The following is a 20172-nucleotide window of genomic DNA, read 5'->3' as shown; positions in this document are numbered from 1 at the left end:
CGCGCTTACCCGTCGTGCCCGCTGTAGGAAAGGTTGAAGGATTTGTTGATCAGCGGGAAGTCCGCCACGATGTTGCCCAGGATGGCGACTTCGAGCAGCGGCCAGTTCTGCCACGAGGGATCATGCGCGCGGCAGCGCCGGATGCCACCGGCGGGGCCGGTTTCCAGCGCCAGCATGACCGGACCGCGCCAGCCTTCGATCAGGCCGATGCCGAGCTGACCGGCGGGCGCCACCGGCACCTCGCGGACCCGCTCGCCGGCTGGCAGCGCCTGCAGCCATTGCCGGCACAGCCGCAGTGATTCCAGCGTCTCCTCGAAGCGTACCTGCACGCGCGCCGCCACATCGCCTTCGGTGCTCGTGGCCAATGCCGGGGCCGACTGATCGTATGGCGACCATGGCTGGTTCACGCGCAGGTCGCGGGCGACGCCGGAAGCGCGTCCGGCCAGGCCTATCGCACCCAAGGCGGCAGCCTGGGCCGGGGTCAACCGGCCGGCACCGAGGAAACGATCCTGCAGGCCTTCGTGTCGAGCGTAGATTCCGCGCAGATCGTCTACCGCGTGTTCCAGTACCGCGATCTCGTCGAGCATGCCCGGCAGCACGCGTGCCGACAGGTCGCTGGCGACGCCGCCGGGTACCACGAAGTCAAACAGGTAGCGCTGGCCAAACAGTTCCGCGTTGTGCCGCAAAAGCTGCTCTTTCAGGCTGGAAAACTGGGTCTGGCCGAAGGCAAAGCCGGCATCGTTGGCCAATCCGCCAAGATCGCCCAGATGATTGGCGATGCGCTCGCGTTCGAGCGCCAGCGCACGCAGAACGAGGGCGCGCGGCGAGGGTGTGCTGGCGGTGATCGATTCCAGTGCGGCGCAATACGCCCAGCTGAAAGCCACCGTCGAATCGCCGCAGATATGGGCGGCCAGGCGGTGGGCGTCGCGCTGGGCCAGTCCCTCGAAGCGCTTGGCGATGCCCTTGTGCGTGTAACCGAGGCGAACCTCCAGGCGCAGCACCTTTTCGCCTACCACGGCCAGCTGGAAACGTCCCGGCTCGATGGTGCCGGCATGCACTGGACCGGCGGTCATCTCGTGCACGCCGTCACCGCTGACCGGGATGAATGGATACGGCGAGCTGGTCACGGGCCAGGTCTGGGTCGCCGCGACGTCGCGGCGCAGCGGGAACACCCCTTCCGGCCAGCCGCCGTGGCGCAACCACGGCCGCATATCGCCAGCGTCGGCGCGGATGCCGAGCAAATCGTAGGTTGCGCGCTGCAGCCGCCCGGCCACCGGAAAGCGTGTGGCCAGCGAGGGGTAGATTGCCTGGTCGGCGGGCATCGCGTGCTCCACCACGACCAGCCGATCGCGCAGCAGGTAGGCCGCGTGCACGCGCAGGCACTGGTCGCGATCACGATCGTCGCTGCCCCACAACGACAGCAGGTCCGCACCTGCCTCGCGCATCGCATCCGCGGCCTCGCACCAGCGAGCGGCATCGACCTGTACGCGGCAGGCCGCCACGTTGGAGGGCAAGGGCACGCATGCGGTGTCGAGAAAGTCAGGCCACATGGGATTCATCCGATCAGGCTCGCGGCGAGTCGATACCACTGGGCCAGGGCGGGCGGTATGTACAGGCCGAGCATCAGCACGATCGACAGGTGCACAAACACCGGCACCAGTGCCGGCGGGTGCGGCAGGCGCCGTGCATCCGTTTCGCCGAACACCATCGGCTGCACCTTGAAGAAGATCGCGGCGAATGCCACGGCCAGGGCGACGAGCAGGAACGACGTCGCCCACGGGTGGTCGCGCATGGCCGTGATCAAGACCATGTATTCACTGGTGAATACGCCGAACGGCGGCGTGCCGAGGATCGCCAGCGAGCCCAGCATCAGTCCCCAGCCGACGGTGGGGCTCACCGTCAGCAGGCCGCGGATGCCGTCAATGCGCTGGGTGCCCGCAATCTGCGAGGCATGGCCGGCGGCGAAGAAGATCGCCGACTTGGTCAACGAGTGCACCGTCATGTGCAGCAGCGCGGCGAAGTTTGCCAGCGGGCCGCCCATGCCGAACGCAAAGGTGATGATGCCCATGTGCTCGATCGAGGAGTAGCCGAACAGACGCTTGATGTCGCGCTGACGCCACAGCAGGAACGCCGCCAGCACCGTCGAGAACAAACCGAACGCCATCAGCATGCGTCCGGGCAGCGCCGAGTGCATCGCGCCGACCGCAAGGATCTTGCAACGGACCACGGCGTACATCGCCACGTTGAGCAGCAGCCCCGACAACACCGCCGAGACCGGAGTGGGACCCTCCGCGTGGGCATCGGGCAGCCAGTTGTGCAGGGGGGCGAGACCGACCTTGGTGCCGTAGCCGACCAGCAGGAAGACGAACGCGAGCCCGATCACCGTCGGGTCGAGCTGCCCTTTCACCGCATTGAGGTGGGTCCACAGCAGCGCCCGCATGCCCTCGCCACCGAGCAGCCGCTCCGCCGCGAAATACAGCAGGATCGTGCCGAACAACGCCAGCGCGATGCCGACGCCGCACAGGATGAAATATTTCCAGGCCGCCTCGATGCTGGCGCGGGTGCGGTACAACGACACCAGCAGCACGGTGGACAACGTCGCCGCCTCCATCGCGACCCACAGCAGCCCCATGTTGTTGGTCGACAGTGCCACCAGCATGGCGGCCATGAACAGCTGGTACATGCTGTGATAGAGCCGCAAGCGATGCGCGTTGAGCCGACCGTGATCCTGCTCGATACGCATGTAGGGGCGCGAAAACACCGCCGTGGTGAAACCGATGAGCGCGGTCAGCGCGATCAGGAACACGTTGAACGGATCGACGAAGAACTGCTCGTGGGCCACCGTCATCGAGCCCTGGCCGATGATCCTCAGCACCAGCGCCGCGGCGGCGATCAACGTCGCCAGGCTGATCACGACGTTGAGTTCGGCGGCGGAGCGCCGCGCACCGAACACGGCCAGCACGATCGCACCGAACAAGGGAGTACCCAGCACCCACGCAAGCTCCACGTCAGTCCTCCTTGAGTGCTTCGAGCTGATGCAGGTCGAGGCTGTCGAACTGTTCGCGGATCTGGAAGAAGAAGATGCCGAAGATGAACACGCCGACCAGCAGATCGAGCGCAATGCCCAGCTCGACCACCATCGGCATGCCGTAGGTCGTGCTGGTGGCGGCGAAGAACAGGCCGTTCTCCATCGCCAGGAAACCGATCACCTGGGTCACCGCCTTGTGCCGGGCAATCATCATCAGGAACGCCAGCAGGATCACCGCCATCGCAATGCCCAGCGTCTGTCGGGTGACCGTGGTGGCCAGCGAACTGATCGGCTGGGCCAGTCCGAACGCGAAGATCACCAGACCCAGCCCGACCAGCATCAGGGTGGGAATGTTCACCAGCGGATCGCTGTCGCCCTCGATGCCCAGGCGACGCATCAGCCGCAGCAGGATCCACGGCATCAGCCAGACCTTTTCGATCAGGGTCAGCGCCGCGGAGTAATACAGATGCTGCAGGTGCGCCGTGACGGCGACCAGCAGCGTGGAGGCGGTCAGCACCACACCCTGCCAGGCCAGCAGCACGATCAGTCGCCGTGTCCGCCGCTGCGCGAGCATGGAGAACGAGATCATCAGCAGGCCGGCGGCGAGCACGTGCAGCAGCTGGGTGACGAGGTTGAGTGGAGGCATCATTCAGGACTGCAGCAGAAGGTGAACGAGCAGGCCCAGCACGGCGAGCAGGAACGCCATGCTCAGGAACTCCGGCGCCCGGAAGATGCGCAGCTTGGCCGAGACCGTTTCAATCACCGCCAGCACCGCGCCGGCGACGGCCAGCTTGGCCAGCAACCACACGATGGCAAGCAACAAACCCATTGGGCCGGCCGTGCGCGGCGCGATGCCCCAGGGCACGAACAGCGTGAAACCGATGCACGCATAGTTGAACAGCTTCAGCCAGGACGCCCATTCAATGAGGGCCAGATGGCGCGCGGAATATTCCAGCACCATGGACTCATGGATCATGGTCACTTCAAGGTGCGTGCCGGGGTTGTCGATCGGAATGCGGGCATTCTCGGCCAGCAACACCATCACGAAAGCGACACCGGCGAAGGCCAGACTCGGATGCAAGGTCAACCCATCGGCGTCCAGGGTGCCTTTCACGATGGTTGGCAACGCCGTGCTGCCGAACATCAGGAACGCGTTGAACAGCACCATCAGCAGCGCCGGCTCGGCGAGAAACCCGATCATCATCTCGCGTCGCGCGCCCATGCTGCCGAAGACCGTGCCGATATCCATCGCCGCCAGGGCGATGAACACGCGTGCCGTCGCGAACAGGCCGACCAGTGCGATGGCATCGGCCACCCGTGCGAGGGGCAGGTCGGTGGTTACCGAGGGAATGATCGCTGCCGCCGTGGCCATGGCACCGAACACGGCGTAGGGCGCGGCGCGGAACAAGGGCGAGGCCTGCGTGGCCAGTGCCGCATCCTTGCGGAACAGCTTGCGCAAGGTGCGGTAAGGCAGCAGCAGGGAAGGGGCCGACCGGCTCTGCAGCCAGGCCCGGCATTGGGCTACCCAGCCGGCCAGCAGCGGCGCCAGTGCCACGGCCAGTACCACACCGCCGAACTGGCTGACGAGTGCGAGCGCGTTCACAGGACGAACACCAGCAAGACGATCAGGGTCAGGAAGCTGTACATCAGATAGACGGCCAGACGGCCACGCTGCAGCATGGACAGCGCATCGGCCAGCCAGCCGACGATGCGGGCCAGCGGAAGATACAGGCCATGCCAGAAGCGGTCATCGATCTGGATGCGGTAACGCGGGGCCGGGTCATCCGGCGAAGGCACTTCGCGCTCGATGCGGAAAAACGGCCCGAACATGTGCCGGATCGGCTGACCGAATCCTTCGGCGGTGTCCTGCATGCGCGGGGTCAGCTCGGGGTAACCGCAATTCCATGGCGGCACCCGGCGCACACGGCCGTGGTACATCCGCCGTACCAGCACGAACATCATCGCGATCACGCCGGCCATGCCCAACAGCAGCCACAGGCCATTGTAAGAAGCCTGAGCCTGCGCCACCGGAGCGATCCACCATGGCGTCGGGCCGCGCTGGACCACGGTGCCGAGCAGGGTCTGGGTCACGCTGGCGATGGCATTCAGCGCGGCTTGCGGAAACACGCCAATGAGGATGCAGCCCAACGCCAGCCAGGCCAGCCCCGCGCGTTCGAGCCAACCCGCATCGTGGGCCTGCATCAGTGAAGGTTCGCGTGGCTGGCCGAGGAATATGACGCCGTAGAACTTGACCATCACGTAGCCGGCCAGCGCGGCGGTGAGTGCCACCACGGCCGCGCCCAGCGGCACGATCATGTTGATGAACGCATGCGGGATGGACGGCGTGGACAGGAAGGCCTGCAGCAGCAGCCATTCGGAGACGAAACCGTTGAGCGGTGGCAAACCGGCGAGAGACAGGGTGCCGACCAGGGCCAGCACGGCGACCCATGGCATCCGCCGGATCAGCCCGCCGAGCTTGCCCAGGCTGCGCTCGTGGGTGGCGTGCAGAACCGAGCCGGTGGCGAGAAACAGCAGGCTCTTGAACAATGCATGGTTGAGTGCGTGCAGCAACGCCGCGGTGAGTGCCAACGCCGCCAGCAGGCGCATGTTGAACGCGTAGCACAGCAGCGCCAGGCCAAGCGCGGCGAAGATCAGGCCGATGTTCTCGATGGAGGAATAGGCCAGCAAACGCTTCATGTCGGTCTGTACGGCAGCGAACACCGCACCGAACAGCGCCGTGCCCAGTCCCACCGCCAGCGTCAGCATGCCCCACCACCATGGGCCGGCGTGGAGCAGGTCGAAACTGATCCGCAACATGCCGTAGACCGCCACCTTGAGCATCAAGCCACTCATCATCGCGGACACCGGTGACGGCGCGGCCGGATGGGCTTCCGGCAGCCACACATGCAGGGGCACCAGGCCCGCCTTGGCACCGAAACCGAACAGGGCCAGCAGGAAGGCTGCCGCGGCCCAGGCCGGCGACAGGGTGGCCGCACGCATCGAGTCAAACGTCATCAGCCAGCTGCCGCCGTGCAGCACACCGAAGCAAAGCAACAATGCCAGTGCTCCCACGTGCGCCATCAGCAGGTACAGGAAGCCGGCGCGCTGGATCTCCGGGATACGGTGCTGGGTAGTCACCAGGAAATACGAACTGAGCGCCATCGTTTCCCACGCCACCATGAACAGGTAGGCGTCATCGGCCAGCACGACCAGCGCCATGCTGGCCAGAAAGACGTGGTACTGCAGGCAGAGCAGCCCCGGCGCCGTGCCTTCGCCGTGCCGGAAGTAACCGGCAGCGAAGATGGAGATGCCAGCCCCAGCACTTCCAAGCAGCAGCAAGAAGAAGCCTGACAGCGCATCCAGACGCACATGAAACGGCATGTCTGGAAGCCCGAAGGCAAGCACGCTGGTCTGCGCGGCAAAGCCCGTGCCCAGGGATACGACGCCCACGCAGGCCACGCCCAGCGCGACCAGTGCGCCCAGCGGGAACAGTGTGCGCGCGACCCAACCGATGCGATTGGACTGGACCAGGCCGAGTGCACCGATCAGCAACCACGAAGCAACCAGAACCAGCAGCGCCGTCAGCGCTGTGGCTGTCGTCAGTGCACTTACCCCATGCATACGGTGGACTCGAGCAGGTCGCTGCTTGAGCGGCTGTTGAGCGGCACTGCCTGGACGTTTGTCATGATAATTTTATTATCATAAGATGATGATCTAGTGTACAGCCGGTGATACTCGCATGCCAACAGAAATCCGTACGGCCCGCCTGACTGTCCTGATCGATCCGCGCAAGAAGGCGGTGTTCGAGCGCTTGTGTGCGGCAGACGACACCACGCCGTCGCAGGTGGTGCGCCAGCTGATCCGGGACTATATCGAGCAGAAGTCCGGGCACTCCTGGCAAAGCGAATACAACCTTGCTGAAAAGACCGCGACTGCAGCCAAAAAGCCGCGGACGCGCTAGCGGCTGCCAGCGTCATGTGTCGGTGCCATGGCTGCAGGGATGGAGCCGGAAAGAACGACGGGAAACAGCGTGGCGGCGGGCCGGTCGCCGCCCGGACAAATATTGGCTTCGTTGAGCACCCGACCCGGCACGCGGCAGCGTGGCCCCGATAGCCGGCTGCCACTCCATGGGCCAGCGGCGGCATGACGTATCATGCGGGCATGCCCCGTCCCGTTCCCACACCCGGCGCCGGCCTGTTCGCCGAGCCCGATGCGCTCAAGCCGCTGGCCGAACGCATGCGCCCGCGCAGCCTCGACGAGATCGTCGGCCAGCGCCGGCTGGTGGCCGAGGGCAGTGCGCTGCGCCGCGCGCTGGAAGCCGGCAAGCCGCACTCCATGGTGTTGTGGGGGCCGCCCGGTTGCGGCAAGACCACGCTGGCGCTGCTGGTGGCGCAAGGCGCTGAGGCGGATTTCAAGGCGATTTCCGCCGTGCTCTGTGGCCTGCCCGAGGTGCGCAAGGCGCTGGCCGAGGCGGAGGGCAACTTCGCCCGGGGCCGGCGCACCGTGCTGTTCGTGGACGAGGTGCACCGCTTCAACAAGACCCAGCAGGACGCCTTCCTGCCGCACATCGAGCGCGGCGTGATCCTGTTCGTGGGCGCCACCACCGAGAACCCCTCGTTCGAGCTGAACTCCGCGCTGCTCTCGCGTTGCCGCGTGCACGTGCTGGAGGCGGTGTCGGCCGACGACATCGTCGCCGCGCTCAAACGCGCGCTGGCGGATGCGGAACGCGGCCTTGGTGCACAGCAACTGCAGGTGGACGACGCCTCGCTGCAGCTGATCGCCCAGGCCGCCGATGGCGACGTGCGCCGCGCGCTCACCCTGCTGGAAATCGCCGCCGAACTCGCTGAAGACGGCAAGATCGACCAGGCCACGCTGGAACAGGTGCTGGCCGACCGCACGCGCCGCTTCGACAAACAGGGCGAGCAGTTCTACGACCAGATCTCGGCGCTGCACAAATCGGTGCGCTCCTCCGACCCCGACGCCGCCGTGTACTGGCTGGCGCGCATGCTCGACGGCGGCTGCGATCCGCGCTACCTCGCCCGCCGCATGACCCGCATGGCAGTGGAGGACGTGGGCCTGGCCGAGCCGCGCGCCTGGCGCATGGCGCTGGATGCCTGGGACACCTACGAGCGCCTCGGCAGCCCCGAGGGCGAACTGGGCCTGGCCCAGCTCGCGATCTGGCTGGCGGTGGCGCCCAAGAGCAACGCCGCCTACATGGCCTGGAACCAGGCCCGCGCCGCCGTGCAGGGTACGGGCACGCTGGACGTCCCGATGCACCTGCGCAACGCGCCCACCAAGCTGATGAAGGGTCTGGGCTACGGCAAGGGCTACCAGTACGACCACGATGCCGAAGGCGGCATCGCGCTGGATCAGCAATGCCTGCCCGATGCGCTGGACGGCACCGTGTACTACGAGCCGGTGGAGCGCGGGCTGGAAATCCAGCTGCGCGAGAAGCTCACGGCGCTGCGTGCAGCCCGGCGCAAGGCTCGCGGCAAGGGTTGACCCACGCCTCGGGGGCAGGCGCCCGCTCACGGGCGATGCTTTGGTCTTGTGGGTAGGAGCCCGCTGGCGGGCTCCTACCGTCACGCCGGCGCGCTCGCGTTGCGGCGCGGCACGCCCGAAAGCGATAATCCGGGCTTTCGACCGCTGACTGGACACTTCACATGCTCGATCCCGCTTTGTTGCGCTCGCACCTCGCCGAAACCGCGGCGCGCCTCAAGGAAACCCGCGGCTTCGTGCTCGATGTGTCCACCGTGGAAGCGCTGGAAACCGAGCGCAAGCGCCTCGCCACCGAGACGCAGGACTTGCAGAACCTGCGCAACACCCGCTCCAAGGCGATCGGCCAGGCCAAGGCCAAGGGCGAGGACGTCGCGCCGCTGATGGCCGAGGTCGCCGGACTGGGCGACCAGCTCAAGGCCAACGAGGCGGCGCTGGCGGACGTGCAGGCCAGGCTCGCCGCCATCGCACTGGGCATCCCGAACCTGCCGCACGCCTCCGTGCCGCTGGGCAAGGACGAGCACGACAACGTCGAGCAACTGCGCTGGGGCACGCCGCGCACGTTCGACTTCGCCATCAAGGATCATGTCGACCTCGGCGCCCGCCACGGCTGGCTGGATGCCGATGCCGGCGCCAAGCTCTCCGGCGCGCGCTTCACCGTGCTGCGCGGCGAGCTGGCGCGGCTGCATCGCGCGCTCGCGCAGTTCATGCTCAACCTGCACACCGGCGAGCACGCTTATCTCGAATGCAACCTGCCGGTGCTGGTCAACGCCGACACCATGCAGGGCACCGGCCAGCTGCCGAAGTTCGAGGAGGATCTGTTTGCCACCACCGTAGGCGAGTCCCGGCGCTATCTCACACCCACCGCCGAGGTGACGCTCACCAACCTGATGCGCGACACGATCCAGGACGCCGACGCGCTGCCGTTGCGGCTCACCGCGCACACGCTGTGTTTCCGCGCCGAGGCCGGCAGCTACGGCCGCGACACCCGCGGCATGATCCGCCAGCATCAGTTCGAGAAGGTCGAGATGGTGCAGATCAGCAAGCCCGAGGAATCGCACGCGCAGTTGGAGGAAATGGTCGGCCACGCCGAAGCCGTGCTGCAAAAGCTCGGCCTGCCGTACCGCAAGGTGCTGCTGTGCGGTGGCGACATGGGTTTCACCGCGGTGAAGACCTACGACCTCGAAGTGTGGCTACCCAGCCAGGACATGTATCGCGAAATCTCCAGCTGCTCCAATTGCGAGGACTTCCAGGCCCGCCGCATGCAGGCGCGCTGGCGCAACCCCGCCACCGGCAAGCCCGAGCTGGTGCACACGCTCAACGGCTCCGGCCTCGCCGTGGGCCGCACCCTGGTGGCGGTGATGGAGAACTATCAGAACGCCGACGGCTCGATCAGCGTGCCCGAGGTGCTGCGCCCGTACATGGGCGGCGCGGAGCGCATCGCGTGAACGCGCCGGCTGCGCCAGGCTGGAACAAGGTCGAGTTCTGGTCGAGCTACTTTTTGCTCGCCGTGCTTGCCAGCGTGATCCTTACCCGTCTCGGTTTCGCCGAAGTGTGGTCGGTGCCCCGGCTGGACATCGTGCTGGGCAGCGTCGCCCTGGTGCTGATTGCCGTCAGTCCGTGGGCCGCCCGCCGCAGTCGCGCGCTGCGCCTTGCCATCGTCAGCTACGCCGCCGCCACCCAACTGGTGCCGGTCACGGTACGCCACCCGGCCGTGCTGTTCGCACTGGCCGGCGCGCTGGTTCCCGTCATCATCACCGTGGTGGCACTGGTCGCGCTCTCGCGCAAGGGCCGCACGGGCAAGACGACCGGGCAGACCTGATAGCATGTCGCCCCCCGGAGTCAGCAACGCCGTTGCTGACTCCGACGGAAAACAACAGCGGAGAGATGGCCGAGCGGTTTAAGGCAGCAGTCTTGAAAACTGCCGTAGGTGCAAGCCTACCGTGGGTTCGAATCCCACTCTCTCCGCCATTTCCGGCGACACCTGGCACCAGCACTGCGCAACCGCACGTGCCATGCAGGCTGCCCTGGCGATTCCGCCGCGAGGCCAGGCTCTCAGGGTCGGTCATCCACCCGCAGCGTCAATTCCCCATCCGTCAGGCGTGCGCGCAGCGCGGCGCCGGGTTCGACGCCTTGCGCCGTGCGCAGCACCCTTCCGTTCGCGTCGAACAGGATCGCGTAGCCGCGCTCCAGCGTGGCCAGTGGGCTCACCGTGTGCAGGGCACGGGCGGCCTGCTGCAGGGCCTGCCGTTCGCGTTCCAATCGGTGCGTGATGGCCTGGCGCAGGCGCCTAAGCTGTTCGGCCAGCTGGCGTTGCAGCCAGGCGAGCCGCTGTTGCGGGTGGCAGGCCAGGAGGCGCGCGTGCAGATGATCCAGCCGCGCGCGTTCGGCTTGCCGCTGCTCGCGCTGCACCACGAGCAGGCGATGGCGCAGATGGGCGAGCCGCTCACGGTCGCGCACCAGGCGGGCCTGCGGGCGCTGGGCCTGCAGGCGGGCGGCGAGGTGATCCGCGCGCTGGATGAGTGCCTGCAGCCGACGCTGTTGCAGCGTGCCGAGGCGTTGCTGCAGCTGATACAACTGACGCGTCATGGCCTGCGCATCCGGCACCAGCAGCTCGGCGGCGGCCGAGGGCGTGGGGGCACGCAGATCGGCGACGAAGTCGGCGATGGAGAAATCCACTTCGTGGCCCACGGCGCTGACCACCGGTATCGCGCAGGCATGAATGGCGCGCGCGACGGACTCGTCGTTGAACGCCCACAGATCCTCCAGCGAGCCGCCGCCGCGGGTGACCAGCAGCACGTCGAAACGCGCCGACTTCGAAGCCTTGTCCAGCATGGCCACGATGGCGGGCGGCGCCTCGCGGCCCTGCACCGGCACCGGCAGCACGTCCACCTCGGCCAGTGGCCAGCGCCGCGCGAGCACGCTGAGCACGTCGTGGATGGCGGCGCCAGTGGCCGAGGTGATGACGCCGATGCGCCGCGCATAGCGGGGCAGGGGGCGCTTGCGCGTGGGGTCGAACAGGCCTTCGGCGTCGAGCTTGGCCTTCAACTGCTCGAATTCACGTTGCAGCGCGCCTTCGCCGGCCGGCTCCATGTGCTCGGCGACGAGCTGGTAATCGCCGCGTGGTTCGTACAGGCCAACGCGGGCGCGCAGCAGCACCTGCATGCCGTCCACGGGCTTGAAGCGCAGCGCGGCACTCTTGAGGCGGAACATCGCGCAGCGCACCTGGGCGCCGCTGTCCTTCAGCGTGAAGTAGAGATGCCCGGAGGCGGGGCGCGCCACGTTGGAGAGTTCGCCCTCGATCCACACCAGCGCCAGGGCATCTTCCAGCAGCCCGCGCACCAGCCGGTTCAACGTGCTGGGAGTGAGGATATGGCGAGGTGGCGAGGTGGCGTCGGGCGCGTGCATGAAGGCGGGAGCCTAGCACGACTGCACATGCTGGAGGCTTGCATTACAGTGGCTTGGCGAGTGTTTCGCAGGTATTGCCTGAGACGCCGCAAGCACGGCAGCCAAGGGCGTCCACCGGATGTGATCCGCTCACCGGCGGCTGGGCAGACCGGCCTTTGTCGGTACCTCGCGAATGACGATAAGCTTGCCGTCCAGGTGCTTGGGCGGTAGAACCGTGCGAGGCGAAAAGTCCAGATGGTTGCCGCCACCCACGTACCCAAGTCTCCGGGTGGGCGATGGGCCGGTCGGCGACGGCAGGCGACTTTTCCGGCAAGCGGGCAGGAGGGCGGGTGGATCAGGCAATAGATTCCCAGAGCTTGCCGAAAATGGCGATCGGGCGTGCGCGCGGCGGTCGCGAGACCCAGCAGGATGCCGTGGCCTGCATGCACGACCCGGCGACCGACACCCGCTTGCTGGTGTTGGCCGATGGCATGGGTGGCGACGGTGCTGGCGAGCTGGCGGCCAACGGCGTCATCAAGGCCGCCCGGCAATTGTGGATTCGGGCGCAATGGCGCAACCAGCCCGGCTCCTTTTTTCTCGAGACGCTGTGCCAGGAGGCGCACGCGGAATTGATCCGCCGTCGCGAGGGATTGCGTGCCGGTGAGCCGCATTCCACCGTGGTCGCGCTGCTCCTGCGTGGAAAGCAGGCCTATTGGGCTCATGTCGGCGACAGCCGCCTGTACCGCTTCCAGGGACGGCGCTGCCTTGGCCGCACCCTCGATCACAGCCTTTCCCAGCGCAAGCTCGAACGCGGCGAAATCACACCCGCACAGCTTGCCAGCGACCCCGACCAGCACGTGCTGCTGCGCGGCTTGGGCGGCGAGCAGCCCCCCGTGGTCGAACACGGCAGCGCACGGCTGCGCCCCGGGCAGAGTTTCGCGCTATGCAGCGACGGCGTGTGGGCGTGGCTATCCACCCAGGAACTGCGCCGGCTTTCGCTGCGCCGCGACCAGACTGGAGCCTTGCACGAGGCCTTGCTGCTGGCCACCTCGCGTGGCGGCGAGGCCGGCGACAATGCCGCGCTGATCCTCGTGCAGGTGGGCGGCGGCTGGATGCGGCGCTGCGGCGAGCGCCTGCGGGAGGCGCTGCGTCCAACCTACGGCCAGCATGCCATCGACGACTCCACCCTGACTGACAATGGCAACCCATGATGATGTTCCGCCGCTGGCCCCTTCACGGCACTGGCCTTGCCCGGTGCTGCGCGCCACTGCTGCTTGCCGCACTGGTGGGATGCACGCCGCAAGCCGCGAAAAAAGCGCCAGTGCCACCACCGGTACCGGCACCGGTGGCTGCGCCCGCACCGGCACCGCGTCCGGTGCTGACGCTGCGCGAGATCATCGACCAATACTTGCTGCATGGCCACTACACCGAAGGCGAGCAAGCCCTGCGCGACTTGCTCGCCGCACATCCGGACGATCGCGGCGCCAAGGCCATGATGCACCAGCTGACCGTCGACCCGGCGCGCGAGCTGGGCAAGGCCTCACGCGAATACGTCGTGCAGGCGGGTGATTCCTACAGCACGCTGGCGGCGCGCCACCTCGGCAGCGCGCGGCGGTTCCTGGTCCTGGCGCGCTACAACCACGCGACTGATCCCTCGATGCTGCTGACGGGACAAACCCTGCGTCTGCCGGCATCGGCGTCGGGCACGGCAGCGCCGGCTGTCGACACCACGACACCCGCCGCCGAATCCACGGGCGCCAAGGTGCAGCGCCTGCAGCACGCGGCCACGGCCATGCTTGCGCAAGGGCACAAGGGCAAGGCGTTGACGGCGATGGACGAAGCGCTTTCGCTCGACCCGCGACTCAAGCCGGCCACGGCGCAAATCGCCTCACTGCGCCAGCAATTGATCGACGCCTATCACCAGCGCGCCATCGTGCTGTACCGCGACCAGAACCTGGATGCGGCCATCGCCTTGTGGGATCACATCCTCGCCATCGACCCGAGCTATGAGCCGGCCACGGTCTATCGCGCGCGCGCGCTGGAACTAAAGCAACGGCTCAAGCAATTTTGACCATCCGGCCGCCGGACGTGCGCCGCGCCTACTTGTGCGAATGTCCCGTGCGCGGACTGGTTGCCGGCGGCGGCACCTCCGCTTTCGACGCGACCGGTGCGGGAATGCGCGTGGGCTGCATGACCGGTTTGACGACCGCCACCTGGGGCAGGGAAGTGGGCGCGGCCTGATGCTGCTGGCGCGCCTGCAGCGCGCTGTTCATCAGGTTGAAGGCGGCAAACAACTGCCCGAGTTCATCGTGGCGCACCATCCGGATGCGATGGAGGAAGTCGCCACGGCCCACCCGCAACATGGCGTCGCGCAACGCATCAAGCATGGCGAACGGCCGGCGGAACAGCCAGTAGGCGGCGCCCACCACCGCCGCCAACGTCAGCAGCAGCACGGCCAGGATGACGCCCAGCGTGGTGTGCTGGGCCGAACGCAGCGGCGCATCGCTGACGCCCAAGCGCAGTTCGCCCACCTGTTTGACCTGGTAGCGGATCGGGGTATCGAACAGCAGCAGGCCGTCGCCGCCGTGCGAATCGGGCTGCCCCTGGTAGCTGTCCACGCCCTCGGCGCGGGATGCCAGTTTCTCTCCCTTGGGCGCGGTCAGCGGGTGTCCCGCCTCGCCGGCGCGCGTGCTGGCCACCACGTTGCCGAGCCGATCGGCAATGGCGAGGTAACGGATCTGGCGATTGCGTGCCACGTCCTGCACCAGCGCGCGGGTGGCCGGCTGGTCGCCGAGCACGAGGTTTTCCGCGGCCTCGCTGGCGACCATGCGACTGATGGAATCGCCGAAATCCAGCGCCAACCCGGAGACCGCGCTGCGCTGCTTGGCGTAGATCGTGGCCAGCCCAACCAGCAGCACCAGGCAGATCGTGGTGCCCAGCGCGGCGGCCCAGCGCAGGCGCAGCGAGATGATGCGATTGGCAAGTGGCTTGTCGTGCAGGCGCTCGAATTCGCGGCGTGCCTGGCGCAGGTCGTTCAACACCTCGGCGGCGCTCTGATAGCGCGCCTCGGGCGTAGGGGCGAGCAAGGTGCGCACGACGTCGATCAGCACCGCCGGGGTGGCCGGGTCGATCGGCTCGATCGGCGGGTGCGGCGTTCGCATGCGTTCGCGGATCAGCCGCGGCACATCCACCAGCTCACGCCATGGCAGCTTGCCGGCCACCAGCCAATACAGGATCACGCCCAGCGAAAACAGGTCGCTGCGGGCATCGTCCTGTTCGCCACGCAGGCGTTCCAGCGCCATGTACACCGGCGTACCACCGTACTCGCCATCGGTCGCGGTCGGCCCACTGCGCTGGGCGATGCCGAAGTCGCTGAGCTTGGCGTAATGCCAGCCATCGGCCAGCATGATGTTTTCCGGCTTGACGTCATGATGGATGACGCCGTGGGCATGCGCGTAATCCAGCGCCGCCGCCATCTGGCTGGCCAGCTCGATAATCATGGGCAAGGGCGGCAGGCCTTCCTTGCTGACCCGTGCGGACAGCGTCTGGCCGCTCAGACGCTCCATCGCAATGTATGGGCGGCCATCTTCCGTTTCGCCCGCATCGAAAATGGTGACGATATTGGGATGCACCAGATGGCCGGCGGCGCGCGCCTCGGCGAGAAAACGCCGGCTGTACTCGATATCGGCCACGGCGTGGCGGTGCAGGCACTTGATCGCCATTTGGCGCTGGATGTCCGGGTCGAACCCGGCGTAGACCACTGCCGTCGCGCCTTCGCCCAGCACGCCATCGACCCGGTAGCGACCGATCTTGCGGGGCAGGGGCAGGGCGTGGGTGTTCACGGGCATGCCTTCAGAACAACCACCACGTCACGGCCGCGACCGCCGCCAACACCAGCAGCCCCAGACCCAGGCCAAGCAGCATCCGGTGGTTGCCGCCGGCCAGATTCTTGTCGCTGGTAAGGAACACGAACTCGGCCGAACCCAGCCGGATGCGATCGCCGTGATTGAGCTCCGACTCGTGCACGCGCTTGCCATTCACGAACGTGCCGTTGGTGGACAGCGTATTCATGATGACGTAGTGGCCCTGCTGATTCATGATCCACGCGTGTGACGCCGACACGCTGGGCTCGTCGATCACGATGTCGTTGTCGGTACGCCGGCCAATCGTCTGACGCCCCGGCCGCACGCGGTAACGGCGGCCCTGGTTGCCCTCGCCAACACCTTCGAGCATCGGCTCCTGAACGCTGGCGCGATCGCTGATCGCTTCGTCAGCGCTGTTCGCCTGTTCCCGCAACTGGCTCAACTCGTCGGCCGAGAACAGTCGCGTCCCCTGGGGACCAGCAGTGCGTGGCGGTTTGTTCGATTCCATGACGAGCCCATTGGTTTATCGGTGCGCCACTATAGCCAAAACCAGCTGTGAAACTGGCGTAGTCGGCACATGGATCATCGGCAGGGATACCGGCGGAATGAGGCTCCTTTAATTTCGCATAATGTATATTATGTCAACCAAGCAAGACACGGCGTCACCGGGTCTGGCATGTCAGCCCTGAGGGCTTCCGCGAGCTGCGCCGCAGCTGCGCTTTGTCGCGCCAAGCGTGCGCGGCCTTCCTCGGCGTCGGCCTGCGTACGGTCTACCACTGGGAGGCCGGTCGTTCCTGCATCCCGTTCAGCACCGTGCGCCTGCTGCGCCTCCTGCGCTTGGGCGACCTCGGCGCGCTGTGCGACGACTGGGCCGGCTGGACGCTCAACCGGCTGGGCCTGCACGATCCCGCCGGGCGCACCTTCCGCCTGGACACCATGCGGGCGTGGTGGATCACCTGCGAGCAAGCCCGGTTCTGGCGTCAGAGCCGCCCCTCCCCGTCCAGCATCGCGCCGTCCGTCAGCGGAAGCCGGGGCAGGTGCACAGCACCTGTTTCGGGTTCCGCGCCCACCTTGCCGCTGGGGAGCCCGCAGGGGGGTGTGGGGGGCGCAGCCCCCTGCGGTGGCGCTCTTGATCTCGAAACGTCCGAAGCCCTGCCGTCCATGCGGCACGCGGCGCCCAGCGAAGCCCTTACCACGTCACCGCCCCCCGGCAAACCGCTGTTGCCGAGGCCACGCCCTCGCCGTGCCGTGGCCAGTGCTGCGCCGCTCCCGTCCCCGCGACTCGCCGCCCCGGCCGCCGCCGAGGCTACCGGGGACGCCGCAGGCGCCGGCCGCCTCGGCGCGGTGCCGGGCGGGCGCCGTCATGGGCGGGGGCGCAGCTCGGCGCCGCAAGGCGCGGGGCTTGTCAGCTCTCTTAAACAAGTGACACGTCACCCCGTCCAGCCCAAGCCCCGCAAGGCGTCCCGCGAGGTGCCCCGTGCTCGCTGAGGCTCTCGTCATCGACCCCAAGAAGGCCCGCGTCGGCCGGCTTCGCGCCTCCGTCCGCGAGGCCGCCCGGCTCCACGAACAGCAAGCCGCCTTCGACTCCGACCGTCTCGGCCGCTCCGCCTACCGCAAGACCTTCATCACCCTCACCTACCGCGACGGCGGCGACTGGCAGCGCCGCCACATCAGCGAGTTCGTGAAGAACCTCCGCCAGTGGATGGCCCGCCGGGGCAGCCGCTGCCTGTATGTGTGGGTGGCCGAGACGCAGAAGCGCGGGGCGCTGCACTATCACGTCCTGCTCTGGGTGCCGCGCCGCCTGCGCCTGCCGCGCCCGGACGCCTGCGGCTGGTGGCCGTACGGCATGAGCAACATCGAGACGGCCCGCAACCCGGTCGGCTACATGGTCAAGTACGCCACCAAGACCACGCCGGCCGACTTGAAGCGCCTCAAGAAGGGCGTGCGCCTGCACGGCAACGGCGGCCACAACCCCGTGAGCCGCGTCGCCCTGCGCCAGAGCATGGCCCCGTGGTGGCTCAAGCAGGCCGACGACGCGCGCCACGTCGAGGCGTGGCTCGCGGAGGAGGAGCGTCGGGAGGCGCTGGCCCGCCGTCAGGTCTTGTGCGATGAAGCGTTCCTTGCCGGCGCACCCCCGCCCCGCTTCGACGAAGACCCCGACGACCCGGCGACGTGGGAAGGGTCGGACGCGTGGTGGGATGCCCGCGCGCAAGAGGAAATTCGCCAACGCGAGGAAGCCGACCTCTGGGCCGCCTACGCCGACGCCTACGCCGCCAAGGGCTGGCCGAAGTATCAGCGCGTGGCCGGCGGCTTCGTCGATCTGGTCACCGGCGAGCTGCTGCCTACCCCGTGGCGTGTCGCCGTCGAGCGTGGCGTGGTCACCATCACCCGCAAGGAGTCCCTGCAATGAACCCGCACCCCTTCATCCTCCGCGCCCCGCCCCGCGCCTGCCCGCCGCCGTTCGACGATCAGCCGGCCGACTGGATGGCCGGGGGAAGCTGCGACCCGGACGCCCGCCGCGCCTACGGGTTCGGGGAGGTGGAGGTGGTCAACGCCGCCACCTCGGCCTATCTGGATACGTTCATCGCCGCCCCACCGGGAACGCCCCGCGAGGCTCTGCGCGCCGCGCTGGTCGGCGCGTTCGTGGACGCACTGGAACACCTGGGCGCGTAGCCCGGACAAGGCGAGGCCCCCGACGGCTGGCGAGCTATCCGGGGGCCTCTGAGTACAACCACAACAGGGGCGTTGCGCCCCGGGAGCATGCTACATGGAAATCGACCACGCGGCAGCCTGCCGCTTCTTCACGCCGGGCGACGCCTGCCGGTTGGCCCTCGCGGCCTACCACGCCGCCGCCGCCGGCCTGCTCCCGCCCGCCGGGGAGCCGTGGGTGATCGACGGCGCGCCCTACGCCTCCCCGGCGGATTTCGTGGACGCCTTCGCCGATGAGCTGGCCGCCCGCCTCGGTCTGCTTGCGCTGGAACGGCTCGGCGACTTCCGCCCGCCCCTCGGTGCCGGCGACGTCTACGTCCTCGCGCATCTCGCCGCACCGGAGAAAATGCGCCAGATAATCGCAGACCGTGAGACGGAATTACGGCAGGACGTGGCCGAATTCGGGGGCGAGAAATTGCACATGTTGCGGGCCGGAGATAATGGGCTGCATAATTCGGAGAAGCATGGAGGTTCGCCGAATGGCGCCGCGTAGTCTTCTATTATGTAAAACAAATAAGGAACGGCGTCGCCGGGTCTGAGTCAGGCATTTGTCCGTCCGGGGCAAATTTCCATGGCCGTCTCAAACTCCACGTGCAACACCTTGCCGATTCTGACATAGGCTGTTGCGATGAGAACGTACAACGAACTGACCCTGGAAGAGCGAGTGGAGATTCAGCGCCGCTTGGAGGCGGGTGACAGCCTGCGTGCCATTGGCCGCTCGCTGGGACGTGCGACGAGCACGATCAGTCGCGAGCGCCGCCGGGCACGTGTCGACCCGGCGAACTACAAGGCGCAGGCGGCGCATCAGCGTAGTCGGGAATGCCGGAGCAAACCGCGCGTGACGCGAAAACTGGACGACCCTGCGCTGTGGGAAACCGTGCAGGCGCTGTTGCGGGCACGCTGGTCGCCGGAGCAGATCGCCGGGATACTGGCGAGGGCCTTTCCTGACGCGGCGAGCTATCGGGTGTCTCACGAAACGATCTACACCGCGGTGTACCTGGTGCCGCGCGGCGAACTGCGCAAGGAGTTGATCGACTGCCTGCGCCAAGGCCGCAGCACGCGCAAGCCACGCACGCGCGGGATGGATCGACGCGGCCAGATACCGAACATGCAGAGCATCCACGTACGTCCACCGGAAGTGGCGGATCGCTTGATTCCCGGACACTGGGAGGGCGACCTGATCAAGGGCGCCGGCAACCGTTCGTCCGTGGGGACACTGGTCGAACGCACCAGCGGCTTCGTGGTGCTGGCCAAGATGAGCAGCGCCAGCGCAGCCGACGTACTGGAGAGTTTTGGCAAGGCGCTGAAGAGCATCCCTGAAGCCTTGCGCAAGACGCTGACATACGACCAGGGTAAGGAGATGAGCTACCACGACGCCCTGACCTTGCGTACCGGCGTGCAGGTGTACTTCGCCGACCCGCACAGCCCCTGGCAGCGCGGCAGCAACGAGAACACCAATGGCCTGCTTCGACAGTACCTGCCCAAGGGCACCGACCTGTCGGTCTACAGCCAGGACGAGCTCAACCAGATCGCCCTCAGCCTCAACACCCGACCGCGAAAGCGTCATCAATTCCGTACCCCGCTGGAGGTCTACAACGACCACCTGAGGCTCGCCGAAGCAAGCGCCGGAACAATTCATTGATCATGTTGCACGTGGACCTTGAAACCGCCCATCCTTATCCGCACCAA

19 protein-coding genes and 1 tRNA gene are annotated in these 20172 nt (G+C 67.3%); 12 read left to right on the top strand and 8 right to left on the bottom strand.

The annotated features are described in order from the left end of the window. Positions 1 to 5: 5 nt before the first annotated feature. The 5 genes from AC3WQA_RS02095 to hyfB are packed head-to-tail and all read right to left on the bottom strand — an operon-like array spanning position 6 to position 6649. Entirely contained in the window at positions 6 to 1550 is a 1545-nt protein-coding gene (locus tag AC3WQA_RS02095; protein WP_492673455.1) for a hydrogenase large subunit, read from the bottom strand. A 5-nt stretch (positions 1551 to 1555) separates the two neighbouring features. Further along, positions 1556 to 3007 (bottom strand): hydrogenase 4 subunit F, encoded by a 1452-nt coding sequence (locus tag AC3WQA_RS02090; protein ID WP_492673454.1) that lies wholly within the window; start codon positions 3005 to 3007, stop codon positions 1556 to 1558. 1 nt (position 3008) lies between these two features. Continuing rightward, positions 3009 to 3677: a formate hydrogenlyase gene (locus AC3WQA_RS02085; RefSeq protein ID WP_008438202.1), complete on the bottom strand. Its 669-nt coding sequence runs from the start codon at positions 3675 to 3677 to the stop codon at positions 3009 to 3011. After that, positions 3678 to 4583, bottom strand: a complete 906-nt coding sequence (locus AC3WQA_RS02080) for a respiratory chain complex I subunit 1 family protein (RefSeq protein ID WP_492676300.1) — start codon at positions 4581 to 4583, stop codon at positions 3678 to 3680. It abuts the gene before it with no gap. 44 nt (positions 4584 to 4627) lie between these two features. Then, the gene (gene hyfB / locus AC3WQA_RS02075) at positions 4628 to 6649 is read right to left on the bottom strand and encodes a hydrogenase 4 subunit B (protein WP_492673453.1); all 2022 of its coding nucleotides are present in this window, start codon (positions 6647 to 6649) and stop codon (positions 4628 to 4630) included. A 118-nt stretch (positions 6650 to 6767) separates the two neighbouring features. On the opposite strand from hyfB, the gene AC3WQA_RS02070 reads away from it, so the two are divergent. From AC3WQA_RS02070 to AC3WQA_RS02050, 5 genes are all read left to right on the top strand, one after another. Then, positions 6768 to 6989: a CopG family transcriptional regulator gene (locus AC3WQA_RS02070; RefSeq protein WP_136259976.1), complete on the top strand. Its 222-nt coding sequence runs from the start codon at positions 6768 to 6770 to the stop codon at positions 6987 to 6989. 200 nt (positions 6990 to 7189) lie between these two features. Continuing rightward, the gene (locus tag AC3WQA_RS02065) at positions 7190 to 8530 is read left to right on the top strand and encodes a replication-associated recombination protein A (protein ID WP_492673452.1); all 1341 of its coding nucleotides are present in this window, start codon (positions 7190 to 7192) and stop codon (positions 8528 to 8530) included. Between the two features lie 161 nt (positions 8531 to 8691). Next, complete coding sequence (gene serS / locus AC3WQA_RS02060) at positions 8692 to 9972, top strand: serine--tRNA ligase (RefSeq protein ID WP_492673451.1); 1281 nt, start codon at positions 8692 to 8694, stop codon at positions 9970 to 9972. Next, positions 9969 to 10346 carry an LrgA gene (locus AC3WQA_RS02055; RefSeq protein ID WP_492673450.1) on the top strand — a complete coding sequence of 126 codons (378 nt, stop codon included), beginning with the start codon at positions 9969 to 9971 and terminating at the stop codon, positions 10344 to 10346. Before serS ends, AC3WQA_RS02055 begins: the two co-directional genes overlap by 4 nt. Positions 10347 to 10405: 59 nt before the next feature. Then, positions 10406 to 10495 (top strand) — tRNA-Ser (locus AC3WQA_RS02050). Between the two features lie 84 nt (positions 10496 to 10579). Here AC3WQA_RS02050 and xseA read toward each other — a convergent pair. After that, positions 10580 to 11932: an exodeoxyribonuclease VII large subunit gene (gene xseA, locus AC3WQA_RS02045; protein WP_492673449.1), complete on the bottom strand. Its 1353-nt coding sequence runs from the start codon at positions 11930 to 11932 to the stop codon at positions 10580 to 10582. A 365-nt stretch (positions 11933 to 12297) separates the two neighbouring features. Here xseA and AC3WQA_RS02040 point away from each other — a divergent pair, with 365 nt between their 5' ends. Then, the gene (locus tag AC3WQA_RS02040; RefSeq protein WP_492673448.1) at positions 12298 to 13122 is read left to right on the top strand and encodes a PP2C family protein-serine/threonine phosphatase; all 825 of its coding nucleotides are present in this window, start codon (positions 12298 to 12300) and stop codon (positions 13120 to 13122) included. A 110-nt stretch (positions 13123 to 13232) separates the two neighbouring features. Continuing rightward, on the top strand, positions 13233 to 13982 hold the full coding sequence (locus AC3WQA_RS02035) for a LysM peptidoglycan-binding domain-containing protein (RefSeq protein ID WP_492673447.1): 750 nt from the start codon (positions 13233 to 13235) through the stop codon (positions 13980 to 13982). Positions 13983 to 14010: 28 nt separating this feature from the next. Here the strand turns inward: AC3WQA_RS02035 and AC3WQA_RS02030 are convergent, their stop codons facing one another. Continuing rightward, entirely contained in the window at positions 14011 to 15753 is a 1743-nt protein-coding gene (locus tag AC3WQA_RS02030) for a protein kinase domain-containing protein (protein ID WP_492673446.1), read from the bottom strand. A gap of 10 nt (positions 15754 to 15763) precedes the next feature. Beyond that, on the bottom strand, positions 15764 to 16282 hold the full coding sequence (locus AC3WQA_RS02025; protein WP_492673445.1) for an FHA domain-containing protein: 519 nt from the start codon (positions 16280 to 16282) through the stop codon (positions 15764 to 15766). A gap of 305 nt (positions 16283 to 16587) precedes the next feature. Between AC3WQA_RS02025 and AC3WQA_RS02020 the strand changes: the two genes are divergently transcribed. The 5 genes from AC3WQA_RS02020 to AC3WQA_RS02000 all read left to right on the top strand — a co-directional run bounded on the left by AC3WQA_RS02020 (position 16588) and on the right by AC3WQA_RS02000 (position 20125). Continuing rightward, positions 16588 to 17262: a DUF3653 domain-containing protein gene (locus AC3WQA_RS02020; RefSeq protein ID WP_492676299.1), complete on the top strand. Its 675-nt coding sequence runs from the start codon at positions 16588 to 16590 to the stop codon at positions 17260 to 17262. Then, on the top strand, positions 17252 to 18184 hold the full coding sequence (locus AC3WQA_RS02015; RefSeq protein ID WP_492673444.1) for a rolling circle replication-associated protein: 933 nt from the start codon (positions 17252 to 17254) through the stop codon (positions 18182 to 18184). The genes AC3WQA_RS02020 and AC3WQA_RS02015 overlap by 11 nt, the downstream gene beginning before the upstream one ends. Next, positions 18181 to 18447 carry a hypothetical protein gene (locus tag AC3WQA_RS02010; RefSeq protein WP_492673443.1) on the top strand — a complete coding sequence of 89 codons (267 nt, stop codon included), beginning with the start codon at positions 18181 to 18183 and terminating at the stop codon, positions 18445 to 18447. Before AC3WQA_RS02015 ends, AC3WQA_RS02010 begins: the two co-directional genes overlap by 4 nt. Before the next feature lie 94 nt (positions 18448 to 18541). Next, positions 18542 to 18976: a hypothetical protein gene (locus AC3WQA_RS02005; RefSeq protein ID WP_492673442.1), complete on the top strand. Its 435-nt coding sequence runs from the start codon at positions 18542 to 18544 to the stop codon at positions 18974 to 18976. Positions 18977 to 19111: 135 nt separating this feature from the next. Beyond that, the gene (locus AC3WQA_RS02000) at positions 19112 to 20125 is read left to right on the top strand and encodes an IS30 family transposase (protein ID WP_492673427.1); all 1014 of its coding nucleotides are present in this window, start codon (positions 19112 to 19114) and stop codon (positions 20123 to 20125) included. The last annotated feature ends 47 nt before the right edge of the window (positions 20126 to 20172 follow it).

The organism is Rhodanobacter sp. FW106-PBR-R2A-2-24 (genome assembly GCF_058789615.1).
This window is presented reverse-complemented; position numbering and strand designations above follow the sequence as displayed.

Coding starts and splice junctions, on each gene's coding strand:
- AC3WQA_RS02095 (WP_492673455.1), bottom strand. CDS start 1,550: ATGTGGCCTGACTTTCTCGACACCGCATGCGTGCCCTTGCCCTCCAAC.
- AC3WQA_RS02085 (WP_008438202.1), bottom strand. CDS start 3,677: ATGATGCCTCCACTCAACCTCGTCACCCAGCTGCTGCACGTGCTCGCC.
- hyfB (WP_492673453.1), bottom strand. CDS start 6,649: ATGCATGGGGTAAGTGCACTGACGACAGCCACAGCGCTGACGGCGCTG.
- AC3WQA_RS02070 (WP_136259976.1), top strand. CDS start 6,768: ATGCCAACAGAAATCCGTACGGCCCGCCTGACTGTCCTGATCGATCCG.
- AC3WQA_RS02065 (WP_492673452.1), top strand. CDS start 7,190: ATGCCCCGTCCCGTTCCCACACCCGGCGCCGGCCTGTTCGCCGAGCCC.
- serS (WP_492673451.1), top strand. CDS start 8,692: ATGCTCGATCCCGCTTTGTTGCGCTCGCACCTCGCCGAAACCGCGGCG.
- xseA (WP_492673449.1), bottom strand. CDS start 11,932: ATGCACGCGCCCGACGCCACCTCGCCACCTCGCCATATCCTCACTCCC.
- AC3WQA_RS02040 (WP_492673448.1), top strand. CDS start 12,298: ATGGCGATCGGGCGTGCGCGCGGCGGTCGCGAGACCCAGCAGGATGCC.
- AC3WQA_RS02025 (WP_492673445.1), bottom strand. CDS start 16,282: ATGGAATCGAACAAACCGCCACGCACTGCTGGTCCCCAGGGGACGCGA.
- AC3WQA_RS02010 (WP_492673443.1), top strand. CDS start 18,181: ATGAACCCGCACCCCTTCATCCTCCGCGCCCCGCCCCGCGCCTGCCCG.
- AC3WQA_RS02005 (WP_492673442.1), top strand. CDS start 18,542: ATGGAAATCGACCACGCGGCAGCCTGCCGCTTCTTCACGCCGGGCGAC.
- AC3WQA_RS02000 (WP_492673427.1), top strand. CDS start 19,112: ATGAGAACGTACAACGAACTGACCCTGGAAGAGCGAGTGGAGATTCAG.